This window comes from Nocardioides sp. QY071 (assembly GCF_029961765.1).
Lineage (GTDB): Bacteria > Actinomycetota > Actinomycetes > Propionibacteriales > Nocardioidaceae > Nocardioides.
Genome location: NZ_CP124681.1, coordinates 4,687,509 through 4,701,320, shown reverse-complemented (window position 1 = coordinate 4,701,320; position 13,812 = coordinate 4,687,509). Strand labels below are relative to the sequence as shown.

The following is a 13,812-nucleotide window of genomic DNA, read 5'->3' as shown; positions in this document are numbered from 1 at the left end:
CATGGGTGAGATCACCGAGTTCCTGACGCTGATGATCCCGGCGATGGTGCCCTTCCTGCTCGCGGCGCAGGGCACCGTCCTCAGCGGCCGGGCAGGCGTCTTCAACGTCTCGCAGGAGGGCCTCATGGTCCTCGGCGCGGCGGTCGGCTTCCTGGTCAGCTTCAAGGTCGGCAGCAACACCGTCGGCATGGCGGCGGCGTTCGCGATCGCCGGCGTCTTCGGCCTGGTGCTGGCCTACATGACCACGCAGCTGCGGCTCGACCAGTTCGTCGTCGGCCTCGCGCTCTACTTCGCCGCACTGGGCGCCGCCGGTCTCCTCTACCGCGAGGTCATCGGCGTCACCCTCGAGCCGCCGCTGATCCCGACCCTGCAGGACAAGCCGATCCCACTGCTCTCGGACATCCCGTTCGTGGGGGAGGTGCTGTTCGACCACGACCTGGTCGTCTATGCCGCCTTCCTCATCTCGGCGGCGATCTACTGGTTCATGTACCGCACCCGCAGCGGTCTCGCGTTCCGCTCGATCGGCGAGAACCCGAAGGCCGCCGACAGCCTCGGCATCAACGTCACCTGGGCCCGGACCTGGTCCACCGTCGTCGGCTCCGGCCTCGTCGGCATGGCCGGCGCGTACCTGCCGATGGTCTACACCGGCCTCTACACCGAGGGCATGGTCGCCGGCCGCGGCTGGCTGGTGATCGCGCTGGCGTTCCTCGGCGGCTGGCGGCCGCACCTCGTGGTGGCAGGCGCGGCGTTCTTCGCCGGCATGGAGGTGCTCGCCCTGAGGGCCCAGGTCGCCGGCATCGGCATCCCGCACCAGTTCGTGCTGATGCTGCCGTACGTCGCCACCCTGCTCGTGATGGTCTTCGCGTTCCGCTGGGCGCGGCAGCCATCTTTCCTCGGACGCAACTACGACCGCGAGAGCCGCCTGGTCGGCTGACCGGCAGCGTCACCCGAGCACGAGGCCCCCGCCACGAGTCCCGGCGGGGGCCTCGTCCTGTGTCAGCGGTCCGCCCGCTCGGTCCCGGCGAGCTCGTCGGCCAGGCGACCGGCAGCGTGACTGGCGCCGGCTAGCCACCGCTCCACCACCGCGATCTCGGCGTCGTCGAGGTCGGCCAACGAGTCGCGCAGGGCGCCGGCCAGGGGGCCGAAGAAGGTGCTGGCCACCTCCCGGGCGTTGTCGGTGAGGGACAGCAGCTGCCGGCGCCCGTCGGCGTCGTCGGGGCGGCGCTCGACGTGACCGCTCGCCTCGAGGCGGCGCAGGAGCGCGGTGGTCGCCGGCTGGCTGAGGTCGATCGAGCGCGCCAGCGAGCTGGGCGTCATCGCGTCGTGGCGCATCGCGGCCTGGTGGAGGTGCGCGAGGGCGTCGACGTCCGTGGGGTGCAGGCCGTGGCGGTGGGCGAAGAGGTGCGAGAACCGGGTGAGCTCGTAGGAGAGCTGCTGGACCAACACCGGCACCCGGACGCCGGCGGGTTGCTCACCCGTGAGGGACATGTGCATATCCTTCCATCATGGAAGTATCTCCGGTGGACACTCGACTCCGAGGCATTCTCCGCCCTCGGGTCGCCTGGATCCTCCCTGTCCTCTACCTGCTGGTGGGCGGTGCCCTCATCGGGGCGGTCGGGACGGCGCCGGTGGACCGCGGCGCAGCCGACCAGCTGCCCGACGGCTACGACTCGACCCAGGTCGTCCGGCTGCTGGAGGACTTCCCCTCCGGCGACGGCCAGGTGGCGGTCGTGCTCTTCTCCGCCGACGAGGCGATCGACGCGGCCGGCCGGGCGAGGCTCGGACAGGTCTTCGAGCGAGCGGCGGGCGACGCCGCGGTCGCTGCGCTGCAGCCGTCGCAGGACGGTACGGCGCTGGTCGGCATCGTGTCGATGGAGAGCACCGACGCGGCCGTGCTGGCCGATGACGTGGAGGCACTGCGCACGACGCTGCGCACGGGACTGCCCGACGGCGTCCGGGCCCAGGTGACCGGTCCTGCGGCGATCCAGGGCGATCTCGCACAGGTCTTCGACGGTGCGGACGTCACTTTGCTGGCGGTGACCGCCTCGGTGGTGGCCCTGCTGCTGATCATCACCTATCGCTCGCCCTTCCTGTGGCTGGTGCCGCTGAGTGTGGTCGGGATCGCGGATCGCCTGGCCGCCGTCGCTGCGACCCACGGGCTCACCGCGCTCGGGGTGGCCTTCGACCAGTCGACGACCGGCATCCTGTCCGTGCTCGTGTTCGGGGCGGGGACGGACTACGCCCTGCTCCTGATCTCCCGCTACCGCGACGAGCTGCATCGCACCGCGAGTCGTCCGGAGGCCATGGTGCGCGCGTGGCGGCGGACCGCGGAGGCCGTGGCGGCCAGTGCCACCACCGTCGTCGTGGCCCTGCTCGCGCTGCTCCTCTCGGCGTTCCCCACCACCCGGGGGCTCGGCCTGGCGTGCGCCATCGGCGTGGTCGTCGCGGCGCTCGCAGTGCTGGTCGTGCTGCCGCTGGCCCTGGTGGCCTTCCCACGGGGGATCTTCTGGCCGCGTCGCCCCGTGGTCGGTCAGACCCCCGCGTCGGAGGGACGGTCGGTGTGGCGTCGCGTCGGCGACGTGGTGGCGCGACGTCCGCTCGGCGCCGCGGCGGTGGCCGTCGTACTGCTCGCCCTGCTCGCCGGCGGGATCCTCGGCATCCGCAGCGGCCTGTCCGAGGCCGACCAGTTCATCGACACCCCCGAGTCGATCGCGGCCGCGGCCCGGCTCGCCGAGTCGTTCCCGGCCGGGAGCACCGACCCCGCCGTCGTGCTCACCCGGGGCGACGTGGCCGCGGTGGTCGCTGCGGCCGAGTCCGCGCCGGGCGTGGACGCCGTCCGACCGGCCGGCGAGCACGACGGGCTCACCCGCCTCGACGTCGTGCTCGACCATGCGCCAGGCACTCCGCAGGCACGCGAGGACGTGCGCTCGCTCCGCGCCGCTCTCGCGGACCTCCCCGCGACGCTGGTCGGCGGGACCGATGCCCAGGACGTGGACTCCGACGCCGCAACGCGGGACGACCGGGCCCTCGTGCTGCCCCTGATCCTGGTCGTCGTGCTCCTGGCCCTGGGCCTGCTCCTGCGCTCGGTCGTGGCGCCCGTCGTGCTCGTGCTGACCGTGGTCGCCACCTACCTCGCCGCACTCGGTGCGGGCTGGGTGCTCAGCAGCTCGGTGTTCGGCTTCGACCGGCTCGACGTGGGCGTGCCGCTGCAGGCGTTCTTGTTCCTGGTCGCCCTCGGCGTCGACTACAACATCTTCCTCGTGGCGCGCGCCGCCGAGGAGGCGGAGCGGTACGGCGCCCGCGAGGGCATGCTGCGCGCCCTCGGCTCCACCGGCGGCGTCATCACCAGCGCCGGCGTACTGCTCGCCGCCGTGTTCGCGGTCCTCGGCGTGCTGCCGCTCGTCGTGCTCGCCCAGCTGGGCATCGTCATCTGCGTCGGCGTCCTGCTGGACACGCTGGTGGTGCGCACGGTCCTCGTCCCAGCGATCGCGCTCCGCCTCGGCGACCGGTTCTGGTGGCCCCGGCGTCCCGGGCTGTAGACGACGAGACCCCCGCCGGTCACCCGGCGGGGGTCTCGTTGCTTGTGGGCAGGGGCGGGGTCGAACCGCCGACCTATCACTTTTCAGGCGATCGCTCGTACCAACTGAGCTACCTGCCCAAGCAGTCGCCCACCTTACCGGAGGGTGTGCCGAGGTACGAAAGTGGCGGGCACCTGTGGACGCCGGCCGCCTAGGCTGGCACGGTGCCGGACCTGTCGGGCGTCGTGCTCCGCCCCCTCTCGACCGACGACGCACCCGCGATGGCCCGCCTCCACGTCGCCGTCTGGGACGAGGCGTACGCCGGACTCGTGCCCGAGTCGATCCTCGCCGAGCGTCGCGCCGACCTCGACGGGCGCACCGAGCGCTGGCGGCGGACCGCCGCGACCTCGCCCGCGGCCACGACCGTGGCCGTGCGCGACGGCGAGCTGGTCGGCTTCGTGTCCGTGGGGCCGGGCCGCGACGCCGACCTCGACCTGGCCGAGGAGCTGTGGGCCCTCTACGTCCGCGCCGCCTGGTGGGGACACGGGCTCGGGCACCGGATGCTGGCCGCGACCCTGGCCGACCGGCCGGCGTACCTGTGGGTGCTGGCGGGCAACGACCGCGCCCTGGCCTTCTACCGCCGCCAGGGATTCGCGCCCGACGGGGTCGAGCGGCACGAGCCCGAGGGCCGCGAGCTGCGGCTGGTCCGGGGCTCTCGATGAGCGGGCGCGAGGCGCCGGGCACTATGCTGGCCCGCGCTGCGGAGGCTTCGTCCTCCACGGTGGGCCCCCATCGTCTAGCGGCCTAGGACACCGCCCTTTCACGGCGGGTACGCCGGTTCGAATCCGGTTGGGGGTGCGGCTCGTCCGCCGAGGTGGCTCCCGATTGGGAGTCGCGGAGGAGGATGGGTTAGAGTTCCATCCGCTTCACCACGCGAAAGCGGAGTGAGCGACTGGCCCTGTAGCGCAGTTGGTTAGCGCGCCGCCCTGTCACGGCGGAGGTCGCGAGTTCGAGTCTCGTCAGGGTCGCAAGCACAGCCCGGACCATCGGTCCGGGCTGTTGGCATTTCCCGGCACAATGGCGCTGTGCCTGTCGAGATGAGCCCCGAGGACTTCGACGCCCTCGTCGACCGCGCCCTCGACGACATCCCCGAGGAGCTGGCCCGGCTGGTCAACAACGTGGTGGTGCTCGTCGAGGACGAGCCGCCCGAGGGGGAGCCCGACGACCTGCTCGGCCTGTACGACGGCGTCGCGCTCACCGAGCGCGGCGGCGGCTTCGAGCCGCATCTGCCCGACCGGATCTTCCTGTTCCGCGGGCCGCTGCTCGACATGTGCGAGGACGAGGCGGACCTGGCCGACGAGGTCCGGATCACCGTCGTGCACGAGGTCGCCCACCACTTCGGGATCGACGACGCCCGGCTGCACGACCTCGGCTACGCCTGACGATCGCGCGGCGAGGCTGAGGTCACGCCTGCAGGCTGGGGCGCGAGCCGGAGCTGGTGCCGCTGCCCTGCCAGGCCACCGGCGGGGCGCCGACCGACTGGCGGCGGAACTCGCCGAGGAACCAGATCTGGAAGGAGCGCTGTTCGGCCGTGCGCGGCGCGGTGAGCAGCCGCTGGGCCCGGGAGAACTCGTCGGCCGCGTCGAGCAGGTCGATCAGGCCGCCGATCTGCCGGGCGGTCTCCCGCGGCATCCGCAGCCGCAGGTCGATCGACTCGCGCCCGTCGGCGTACGCCTTGTCGACCTGCTCGCGCCCCATGTTGGCGCGAAGCGGCCGCTCGAGGGCGTCGAAGTGCTCGGAGAGGACCTTCGCCAACGGGTAGTCGTCCTCGTGGGCCAGGGCGAGCAGCCGGATCTCGCGGCTCAGGTCTCGGTAGTGGCGCTGGAAGCGCCCGAAGTGGCCGATCGGGACACCGTTGATCTGGACGCCGACCTCGCCCACGCGGGTGTGGTCGGCGGCCAGCGACGGCATGCTGTGGGTCTGCTGGTACGGCGCACCGCCGGTCTCGGACAGCTCGGGGGCGGGCTCGAACCAGACCGCCTTGCCGTCCTCGTCGATCTCGGCGCCCCACGCGGCGGAGGCGCGGGCGACGATGTCGAGGCCGCGGCCGACCGTGGTCAGCGCGGCCAGCTGGTCCTCGTCGAGCGCGTCGAAGGCGTCGAGGTCGAAGGCGTCGAGGTCGAAGCCGCCCGCCTGGCTCACCGGCTGCGGCGGGATCACGGAGGCGTCGTGCACCTCGAACCGCGGGTGGTCGGCGGTGCCGCGGACCTGGAGCCGGATCGGCGCGGTGCCGTGGAGGACCGCGTTGGTGACCAGCTCGGAGACCGCGAGCTCGGCGCAGTCGGCGAGGTCGGTGCGCCCGAGCTGACCGCAGGTCTGGACGACCCAGCGTCGTGCGTCGTGCACGATGCGTGGCCCGGGGGCCAGGTCCAGGGTCTGTCGGTGCTGCACGGAGGAACCTTCCGGTGTCGCGGCCCGAGTGTTGTGGTCGATGTCCGGTGGATGGGTGGCGTTCCCGGGTGCGATACCCCACCCGGTTGACAACTAAACCAACCTCCGCGAGGTCGTTTGGTGACGGTCCGGGAGGGATGTGACCGACCAGACCTTGACCTCGGGTTGGGGGTCGTGCAGGCGACGCGGAATGATGGGCCCCAGAGGACGTCATCCGTCGTCATCCGAGGTGCTCCAGGAGGAAGCCATGGCAGCAGGCGACACCCAGCCCGACCTGCCCGATCGCATCATCGTCCCGCGTTCCGACCGTCACCAGGTCGTCGTCATCGGCTCCGGCTTCGGTGGCCTCTTCGGCACCAAGCAGCTGCGCAAGGCCGACGTCGACGTCACGATGATCGCGAAGACGACCCACCACCTCTTCCAGCCGCTGCTCTACCAGGTGGCGACCGGCATCCTCTCCGAGGGCGAGATCGCCCCACCGACCCGTGAGGTGCTGGCCAACCAGAAGAACGCCCAGGTCCTGCTGGGCGAGGTCACCGGCATCGATCTCGAGAACCGCCAGGTCACCTCCCACGTCCTGGGCCGCGAGCTCGTGACGCCGTACGACTCCCTGATCGTCGCCGCCGGCGCCGGCCAGTCGTACTTCGGCAACGACCACTTCGCCGAGTTCGCTCCCGGCATGAAGAGCATCGACGACGCCCTCGAGCTGCGCGGCCGGATCTTCGGCGCCTTCGAGATGGCCGAGCTCGGCGCCTCCCGCGGCGAGAACGTCGACCACCTGCTGACCTTCGTGGTCGTCGGGGCCGGCCCGACCGGTGTCGAGATGGCCGGGCAGATCGCCGAGCTCGCCCACCGCACCCTGACCCGCGACTTCCGCGCGATCTCGAGCCGCCACGCGCGGGTCATCCTGGTCGACGCGGCGCCCCAGGTGCTTCCGCCGTTCGGACACAAGCTCGGCCAGTGGACCCAGGAGAAGCTCGAGAAGCTCGGCGTCGAGGTCATGCTCGGCGCGCTGGTCTCCCAGGTCGACGAGCGCGGCCTGACCGTGAAGTACAAGGACGGCTCCGAGGAGCGCATCAACGCGGTCACCAAGGTGTGGGCCGCCGGCGTGCAGGCCAACAAGCTCGGCAAGACCCTCTCCGAGCAGACCGGTGCCCCGCTCGACCGCGCCGGCCGGATCTCGGTCAACCCCGACCTCACCCTCCCGGGCTACCCGGAGGTGTTCGTGGTCGGCGACATGATCTCGCTCGACAACCTCCCGGGTGTCGCGCAGGTGGCGATCCAGGGCGCGAAGTACGCCGCCAAGGAGATCGAGGGCCGGATCCAGGGCAAGCCCGCCCAGCCGCCGTTCAAGTACTTCGACAAGGGCTCGATGGCCATCATCAGCCGCTTCCGCGCGGTGGCGATGGTCGGCAAGCTCCGGCTCACCGGCATCCTGGCCTGGCTGATGTGGCTGGTCGTGCACCTCTTCTACATCACCGGCTTCAAGAACCGGGTCACCGCGGTGATGCACTGGTTCGTCTCGTTCATCGGCAAGGGCCGCTCCGAGCGCACGTCGACCGAGCAGCAGATCTTCGCCCGGGTGGCGCTGCAGCGGCTCGCCCGCGGTGCGACGGACCTGGTCTCCGAGCCCGGTGAGTACGACGAGGCGGTGCGCCGCGCCGAGCTCGAGGAGGTGGCCGCCGAGGAGGCGCGCCTGTCCGACGAGAACAAGCGCGGGGTCAAGGTCGGCGGCTGACGCCGGCTGCACGGATCGCCTGACAGGTCAGGCGAGCCGCTCCCGGATGTGGCGCGGCAGGATGAACACCCCCTCGGCCTCGGCGGTGACGCCGTCGGGGCCGATCATCCGGGCCTTCGCCCAGGTCTTGATGCCGTCCTCGCGGTCGATCCACGCCTCGGCGCGCAGGTCGCCGAGCGGCGTGCCCTGCCGGTACACGATCGTCAGGGTGCCGGTCATGCCCGGGCGGCCCGCCGCGCCCACGGCGTGCCCCAGGATCTGGTCGAGGATCAGGGACACCACGCCGCCGTGCACCAGCCCCGGTGGTCCTTCGTACGCCGCCCCGCAGTGGAAGTCCGTCTCCGCGCGGCCGGTCGCGTCGCTCACGACCTGCAACGGCGGGGCGATCGGGTTGCGCAGCCCGATGACCGGGTTGCCCCACGGGCGGCGCCGGCCGGCGGTGAGGTGCTGCTGTCCGAGCGTCTGGGTGCGCCGTACCTTCCGCAGCCGGGCCACCGCCGCCTCGACGTCGGCCCGGGCGGCGCGTACCTCGTCCTCCTCGACGTCCGACATCACACACAGGTCGACCAGCTCCCGGGCGGCCTCGGCGAGCGGGCGCCACACGGCGGCCTCCCGCTCCACCTCGGCGGCGGGCGTCTCGTCGGTGTCGGGGAGGTGCCAGTTCATGCCCGTCAGAGTAGAACACGTTCTCGTTATGCCGGTGCGGAAACCCGTTGACCGGGATGGTGGGATGGGAGCCATGACCGCCCTCGTGCCGCCCGACGTCGCCCGCTGGCAGTCCTGGGCGGCGATGATCGAGGACTTCGGCGGGACCGACGAGATGCACGGCTCTGGCCACTGGAACCTCGACGGCGCCCCCGTGCCGACCGAGGCCGGCTGCGCGGCGTACGTCGCGATGACCGAGCTGACGTCGACGGCCGACCTCGACGGGACGCGGGTCCCTTCGACGTACTTCTGGATCACCGACGGCGACGGCGGGCCCGACGACGAGGTCCTCGGCTTCCTCCACCTGCGCCACGTCCTCAACGACTGGCTCCTCGAGGAGGGCGGACACATCGGGTACGCCGTCCGGCCGTCCGCCCGGCGCCGCGGGCACGCCTCCCGGGCGCTCGCTCTCGGTGTCCGCGCCGCGGCCGGGCTCGGGATCGAGCGGGTGCTGGTCACCTGCGACCTCGACAACGCCGCGTCGCGGCGCACCATCGAGGCCGGCGGCGGGGTGCTCGAGGACGAGCGGCACGGGAAGCTGCGGTACTGGATCGCCTGCGGCGGCGCTACGGCCGGCTGACGGCGTCGGCGTCCGGGCGCAGTCCGGGGCGCAGCCGGTAGAGCACGGTCGTGAACCAGTGCGGGTCGACCATCGAGCGGGTGACCACGACCAGCGGCAGGCCCTCGCGCTCGATCAGCACCGTCCAGCGGCGCTCGCCCGGCTCGCCGACGATCGCGACCGGTGTGTAGGGGCTGGCCAGGTCGACCAGCTCGGTCTGTCCGTTGCGCTTGATCGAGAGCTGACCGCGGCGCACGGCGAGCTCGGTGGTCGTGCAGCCGGCGCGCACCGCCCACACGACGAGCAGCAGGAACCCGAGGGTGGCGGCCACGCCGATGGAGGCGGTGGTCGGCTCCTTCGCGGCGGCGTACGACGCCACGGCGGTGCCGGCCAGCACGACCAGCAGTACCCACGAGAGGACGCGGCGGACCCCGCCGCGCACCGGGAACTGCGCGTCGGTGCTCGCGTTGAGCGCGGTCAGGTTGTCCTCGGGCTCGGTCCAGCGGCCGTGCTTGACCTCGGGGTTGCTGCGCACGCGCGGGGGCGGGGTCGGGCGCACCGGTTCGGCGGGGACCTCGACGGGAACAGGCGGGGCCGGCGGCGTGGGGGCCGGTGTCGGCGCCGCGGGCCTCGGCTTCCGCGGCATGTCGGCGCGCAGCGCCTCCACGACCGAGCGGCCCAGGTCGGTGCTGTCGAGCCCGCCGGCCTGCGCGATCCGTGACGGCGGCTCGGGCGGCGACTCGACGCCGAGGGCCTCGAGCACCGAGCGCCCGGCCCGGCGGGAGTCGGCGCGGCCCTGGGGCGTCGTACCGGGCACGGGAGGAGGGGGCGTGGGGGCGACCGACGGGGCGCCGCCCCGGGGGGCGCCGACGACCCGCGCGTCCCGGGCATAGGTGCCCCGCTTGTCCAGCCAGGCGCGGATGCTCTCCGTGTCCGGACCGAACTCGTCCTTGCTCCCCACGAGCGAGTCCTCTCTGTTCCCTCTCCCGCGGTCAGGGTACCGGGGGTGGGTCCCGGTCGTCGTCGGTCCGCCGGTCCCGTCCGGGTGGTCCGAACGGGCCATGTCTACATGGCTCTCCCCGCCGGCACGGTAGATTTGAGACTGATTCCCAGTCGACTGCCCCAGGAGGCCCGGTGCCCGACACCGACGCGCGCCCGAGCGCACTCCGGCCGACCCGCCAGCGCCGCGCGATCACCGACGCGCTCGCCCGCGCGGCCGACTTCCAGAGCGCGCAGGAGATCCACGACACCCTGCGTCGTACCGGCGACAAGGTCGGGCTCGCCACCGTCTACCGCACCCTGCAGGCCATGGCCGAGACCGGCGACGTCGACGTGCGCCACAACCCGGCCGGCGAGGCGACGTACCGCCGCTGCAGCGACTCGCACCACCACCACCTGGTCTGCCGCTCCTGCGGCCGCACGGTCGAGATCACCGGCTCCGCGGTCGAGAAGTGGGCGCACGCCGTCGCCGACGAGCACGGGTTCACCGAGGTGAGCCATACGGTCGAGCTGGTCGGGCTGTGCGCGGAGTGCGCGCGGCAGCAGTGATCTGGGTAGGCCGTGTCGGGCTCGAACCGACGACCCTCGGATTAAAAGTCCGGTGCTCTACCAACTGAGCTAACGGCCCGGACCGAGCCTAGCGAGAGGCCTCGGGCGCGGAACAACGGAGGCAGGAAACGCAGCATCAGCGCCGACCACGTCGCGTGCGTGATGAGCGGGGCCTGGACGCCGCCGGACGCGCGCCGCTGCAGCCCGAAGAGGGTGCCCATCACGCCGGCGGCCAGGACGAGGGCGGGATTGCGGGTCGTCGAGGTCGCCACGGCGTAGACCGCGGTCGAGGACAGGACGGGGCTCCGGTCGCCGAGCACGGCGTAGAGCGCACCACGGAAGAACACCTCCTCGCCGACGCCGTTGGCGAGGGTGGTCGCCAGCACGAGGCGGTCGTCGCCCTCGTCGGCGAAACGGAGCACCCGGGCCACCGCCTCGCCCAGGACGGGAACCCGGCGCGCGACGAGCGCCGCGGCGTAGAACAGGCCGAAGGCCGCGACGCCCGTCGCGACCGGGGTGAGCACGGGGCGGCGCAGCGTCGCGTCCCGGTTCTCGATCCAGCCCCGGTGCAGCGGCCCCGAGGCCAGGCCGCCCACGGTCCACACGCCGGCCACGGAGGCGGTGGACAGGTAGAACTCCCTCGAGCCGGGCCGCGTGGAGAGGGAGGCTCCGAGCAGCCCGGCGCCCGCCAGGGCCGTCGCGCCGACGACTCGCCGCCGGCGGCGGCGTACCGACGACGTCTCGAGCACCTCGGCCACGGCGACGTGCGAGAGCGGCTTCGGCACCAGGCGGTCCCACCGGAGGGCGCGTCTCATCGGGCTGCGGCCCGCTCCATGAGGGCCATCCGGACCGCGTCGTCGTACGTCATCGGTTCGAACGGTACGACGTCGCGCACGCTGGTGTCGGTGACCACGACCTCGTTGACCATCGAGTCCACGAGGTTGCGTCCGGCGCGCACGTCGACGTCGGTGACCAGGGCCAGCCACCGCGACGACAGGCCCGGGGTGAGGAGGGGCACCGGCACGATCGGCAGTCGGCGCCCCTCGACCGCAGCGACTCGCTCGAGCATCTCGGCGTACTCGAGCACGTCCGGGCCGCCGATCTCGAACACCCGTCCCGCGGCGTCCGGACGGCCGAGTACCCCGACCAGGTAGCGGACCACGTCGGCGACCGCGATCGGCTGGGTCCGGGTGCGCACCCACCGTGGCGTCACCATCGCCGGCAGGTGCTCGACGAGCTGGCGGGTGATCTCCCACGAGATGCCACCGTGCCCGACCACGATGCCGGCCCGGAGCACGGTGACCGGGACGCCGCCGGCGCCGAGGAGGGACTCGACCTCGCGGCGGCTGCGCAGGTGGGCGGACAGGTCGTCGCCGTCCTTGCCGAGCCCACCGAGGTAGACGAGCTGCTCCAGCCCGGCGCGTGCGGCGCGGGTGCCGAAGGCCTCCGCCGCCCGGGCGTCGCGGGTCTCGAAGTCCGTGCGGCCGAGCGAGTGGACCAGGTAGTACGCCGCCGTGCAGCCGTCGAGCGGTCCGTCGAGCGTGGCGGGATCGCTGACGTCGCCGCGCACGGCCGTCCCGGGGCCGTCGTACCGGTCGGGGTGCCGGGTCATCACGCGGACGTCGTGACCCTGCTCGACCAGCGCGGCGACCAGGCGACTGCCGACGAACCCGGTGCCGCCGGCGACCAGGACGGGTGCCCCGGGGCCGTTCACCGGCTGCTCCGGTCCGGAGCGCCCGGCCGGGAGGCGGTGGCCAGGCGTCGGAGCACGGACCGGGCGACCCGGTCGCCGGAGACCAGTGCGCCCTGGATCGAGCTGGTGTCGCGGTGGTCGCCCGCGACCCACACCCCGGCGCCGGGCAGGTACGCCGGCCGGCGCAGCGGGTGCGGGGCGGTCATGGACGGCAGCGCGAACGGGACGTCGTGCGCGGCGACCAGGTCCCAGTCGTCGTCAGGAGCCCGGTGCAGTGAGGCGGCGGTACGTCGCGCGGTGGCGGCGTCCACCCGTGCCCGGCCGTCGGTGTGCAGCACCGAGGTGGCCACGAGTGCCCGCCCGTCGTTCGAGTACGACGGTGCCGACGCCGTGAGCACCACCGAGTTGGTGACGCCCGAGCCGTCTGCGTCGACGACGAGCGTCCCGTCCAGTCCCTGCCACGGGCGGGCCGCGAACCAGAAGGTCGTCACGCCGCGCGGCTGCGGCGCCGTGCCCAGCGCGGGCACGAGGGACGGCGCCGTCCAGGGGTCGGTGGCGACCACGACCGCGCGGGCCTCGAGGGTGGTGCCGTCGGCGAGCGTGACCCGGTCCGCCCGCACCTCGGCCACGGGGCTGTCGAGCCGTACGGAGCCCGGCGGAAGCTGCCGGGCGAGGGCGTGGGGGAGGGCCTGCATGCCGGTCGACGGCACCGCCGAGCGGCCGGTGGCGAACATGCGCATCATCAGGTCGGTGAACATGCGGCTGGTCGTCAACTCGTCCTCGAGGACCACGCCGGAGACGAACGGCACCAGGACGTCTCGCACCAGGCCGGTCGGCAGGGTCGCCCACGCCTCGCCGGCCGTCACGTCGCGGCGCTGCTTGAGCCTGCCGGCGTCGGTGGCGAGCACCGATCCGGCGTACCGAGCGAGTGCGGCCTTCCCGCGCAGCCCGGTGGCGGAGGACGCCAGTGCGCGCAGGGGAGCGGTCGGCGAGGAGGCCGGGTGCGGCAGGTCGTGCAGCCGTCCGTCCCGCCGGACGCGGATCCCGCTCGGCAAGGGACGCAGGTCCAGGTCCCGTAGCCGGACCGCTCGCCGCAGGGCGGGATAGGCGGTGTTGATCACCTGGAACCCGCGGTCGACCGTGAAGCCGTCCACGACGTCGCTGCGCACGCGCCCGCCGACGCGGTCGCCGGCTTCGACCACCAGCGCGGCAACGCCCTCCCGGTGCAGCCGGGTCGCGCACGCGAGTCCGGCGAGACCGCCGCCGACGACGAGGACGGGGACCATCACGCGCCGACCGGGAGGGCGTCGGTCCGGGACAGGGGCGGCATCAGGTCCGGCGACAGGCTCAGCAACCACGCCCGCGCGCTCAGCCCCGACCCGGCCTGAGCGGCGGCGTGCAGCCAGGCGCCGACGTACCTCCTGGTCGTCGAGTCCTTCGCGAGTGCGGGGTCGCCGTGGCGGCACAGCTCCAGGCGCCAGGTGACGGCGCAGGTCGCGTCGTAGAAGTCGAGGAAGGCCTCGACATCGCCGGTCGCGGCGCGCACGAGGAGGCGCCGCAGGTCGGCGTCGGACGGGTTCGCCTTGCTCATCGGATCTCC

Annotated in this window: 14 protein-coding genes and 4 tRNA genes; 9 read left to right on the top strand and 9 right to left on the bottom strand. The window is 73.1% G+C overall.

The genetic code is table 11. From position 1 onward, the window contains the following. The first annotated feature begins 1 nt into the window (after nt 1). Nucleotides 2–934, top strand: coding sequence for an ABC transporter permease (locus QI633_RS22745; RefSeq protein WP_222117733.1), 933 nt, complete (start codon nt 2–4; stop codon nt 932–934). A 62-nt stretch (nt 935–996) separates the two neighbouring features. Here QI633_RS22745 and QI633_RS22740 read toward each other — a convergent pair whose 3' ends face one another. Further along, nucleotides 997–1,488 (bottom strand): MarR family transcriptional regulator, encoded by a 492-nt coding sequence (locus QI633_RS22740; protein WP_282427154.1) that lies wholly within the window; start codon nt 1,486–1,488, stop codon nt 997–999. A gap of 32 nt (nt 1,489–1,520) precedes the next feature. On the opposite strand from QI633_RS22740, the gene QI633_RS22735 reads away from it, so the two are divergent. Then, nucleotides 1,521–3,539, top strand: coding sequence for an MMPL family transporter (locus QI633_RS22735; protein ID WP_282427153.1), 2,019 nt, complete (start codon nt 1,521–1,523; stop codon nt 3,537–3,539). A gap of 45 nt (nt 3,540–3,584) precedes the next feature. Here QI633_RS22735 and QI633_RS22730 read toward each other — a convergent pair. Next, a tRNA-Phe gene (locus QI633_RS22730) sits at nt 3,585–3,658 on the bottom strand. 84 nt (nt 3,659–3,742) lie between these two features. Between QI633_RS22730 and QI633_RS22725 the strand changes: the two genes are divergently transcribed. The 4 genes from QI633_RS22725 (at nt 3,743) to QI633_RS22710 (ending at nt 4,960) form a co-directional block, all read left to right on the top strand. After that, on the top strand, nt 3,743–4,240 hold the full coding sequence (locus tag QI633_RS22725; protein ID WP_282427152.1) for a GNAT family N-acetyltransferase: 498 nt from the start codon (nt 3,743–3,745) through the stop codon (nt 4,238–4,240). A 63-nt stretch (nt 4,241–4,303) separates the two neighbouring features. Then, a tRNA-Glu gene (locus tag QI633_RS22720) sits at nt 4,304–4,376 on the top strand. A 96-nt stretch (nt 4,377–4,472) separates the two neighbouring features. Beyond that, a tRNA-Asp gene (locus QI633_RS22715) sits at nt 4,473–4,546 on the top strand. A 57-nt stretch (nt 4,547–4,603) separates the two neighbouring features. Beyond that, the gene (locus tag QI633_RS22710; protein WP_141797245.1) at nt 4,604–4,960 is read left to right on the top strand and encodes a metallopeptidase family protein; all 357 of its coding nucleotides are present in this window, start codon (nt 4,604–4,606) and stop codon (nt 4,958–4,960) included. Between the two features lie 22 nt (nt 4,961–4,982). Here QI633_RS22710 and QI633_RS22705 read toward each other — a convergent pair whose 3' ends face one another. After that, nucleotides 4,983–5,969, bottom strand: a complete 987-nt coding sequence (locus QI633_RS22705; protein ID WP_282427151.1) for an ATP-binding protein — start codon at nt 5,967–5,969, stop codon at nt 4,983–4,985. 247 nt (nt 5,970–6,216) lie between these two features. Here QI633_RS22705 and QI633_RS22700 point away from each other — a divergent pair, with 247 nt between their 5' ends. Beyond that, a complete protein-coding gene (locus QI633_RS22700; protein ID WP_141797247.1) occupies nt 6,217–7,707 on the top strand; it encodes an NAD(P)/FAD-dependent oxidoreductase in 1,491 nt (496 codons plus the stop codon). Nucleotides 7,708–7,734: 27 nt separating this feature from the next. Here the strand turns inward: QI633_RS22700 and QI633_RS22695 are convergent, their stop codons facing one another. Next, nucleotides 7,735–8,373: a PaaI family thioesterase gene (locus QI633_RS22695; RefSeq protein WP_141797248.1), complete on the bottom strand. Its 639-nt coding sequence runs from the start codon at nt 8,371–8,373 to the stop codon at nt 7,735–7,737. A 73-nt stretch (nt 8,374–8,446) separates the two neighbouring features. Here QI633_RS22695 and QI633_RS22690 point away from each other — a divergent pair, with 73 nt between their 5' ends. Then, complete coding sequence (locus QI633_RS22690; RefSeq protein WP_222117734.1) at nt 8,447–8,992, top strand: GNAT family N-acetyltransferase; 546 nt, start codon at nt 8,447–8,449, stop codon at nt 8,990–8,992. On the opposite strand, the gene QI633_RS22685 is transcribed toward QI633_RS22690, so the two are convergent. Then, the gene (locus tag QI633_RS22685; protein WP_282427150.1) at nt 8,979–9,932 is read right to left on the bottom strand and encodes a hypothetical protein; all 954 of its coding nucleotides are present in this window, start codon (nt 9,930–9,932) and stop codon (nt 8,979–8,981) included. The genes QI633_RS22690 and QI633_RS22685 overlap by 14 nt on opposite strands. A 173-nt stretch (nt 9,933–10,105) precedes the next feature. On the opposite strand from QI633_RS22685, the gene QI633_RS22680 reads away from it, so the two are divergent. After that, entirely contained in the window at nt 10,106–10,519 is a 414-nt protein-coding gene (locus tag QI633_RS22680; RefSeq protein WP_141797250.1) for a Fur family transcriptional regulator, read from the top strand. Between the two features lie 6 nt (nt 10,520–10,525). Here QI633_RS22680 and QI633_RS22675 read toward each other — a convergent pair. The 4 genes from QI633_RS22675 to QI633_RS22660 form a co-directional block, all read right to left on the bottom strand. Next, nucleotides 10,526–10,598, bottom strand: a tRNA-Lys gene (locus QI633_RS22675). A 732-nt stretch (nt 10,599–11,330) separates the two neighbouring features. Then, nucleotides 11,331–12,233 carry an NAD(P)H-binding protein gene (locus QI633_RS22670; protein WP_282427149.1) on the bottom strand — a complete coding sequence of 301 codons (903 nt, stop codon included), beginning with the start codon at nt 12,231–12,233 and terminating at the stop codon, nt 11,331–11,333. Further along, nucleotides 12,230–13,498 (bottom strand): NAD(P)/FAD-dependent oxidoreductase, encoded by a 1,269-nt coding sequence (locus tag QI633_RS22665; protein WP_282429320.1) that lies wholly within the window; start codon nt 13,496–13,498, stop codon nt 12,230–12,232. Before QI633_RS22665 ends, QI633_RS22670 begins: the two co-directional genes overlap by 4 nt. Beyond that, a complete protein-coding gene (locus QI633_RS22660) occupies nt 13,498–13,803 on the bottom strand; it encodes a hypothetical protein (RefSeq protein WP_141797251.1) in 306 nt (101 codons plus the stop codon). Before QI633_RS22660 ends, QI633_RS22665 begins: the two co-directional genes overlap by 1 nt. Between the last annotated feature and the right edge of the window lie 9 nt (nt 13,804–13,812).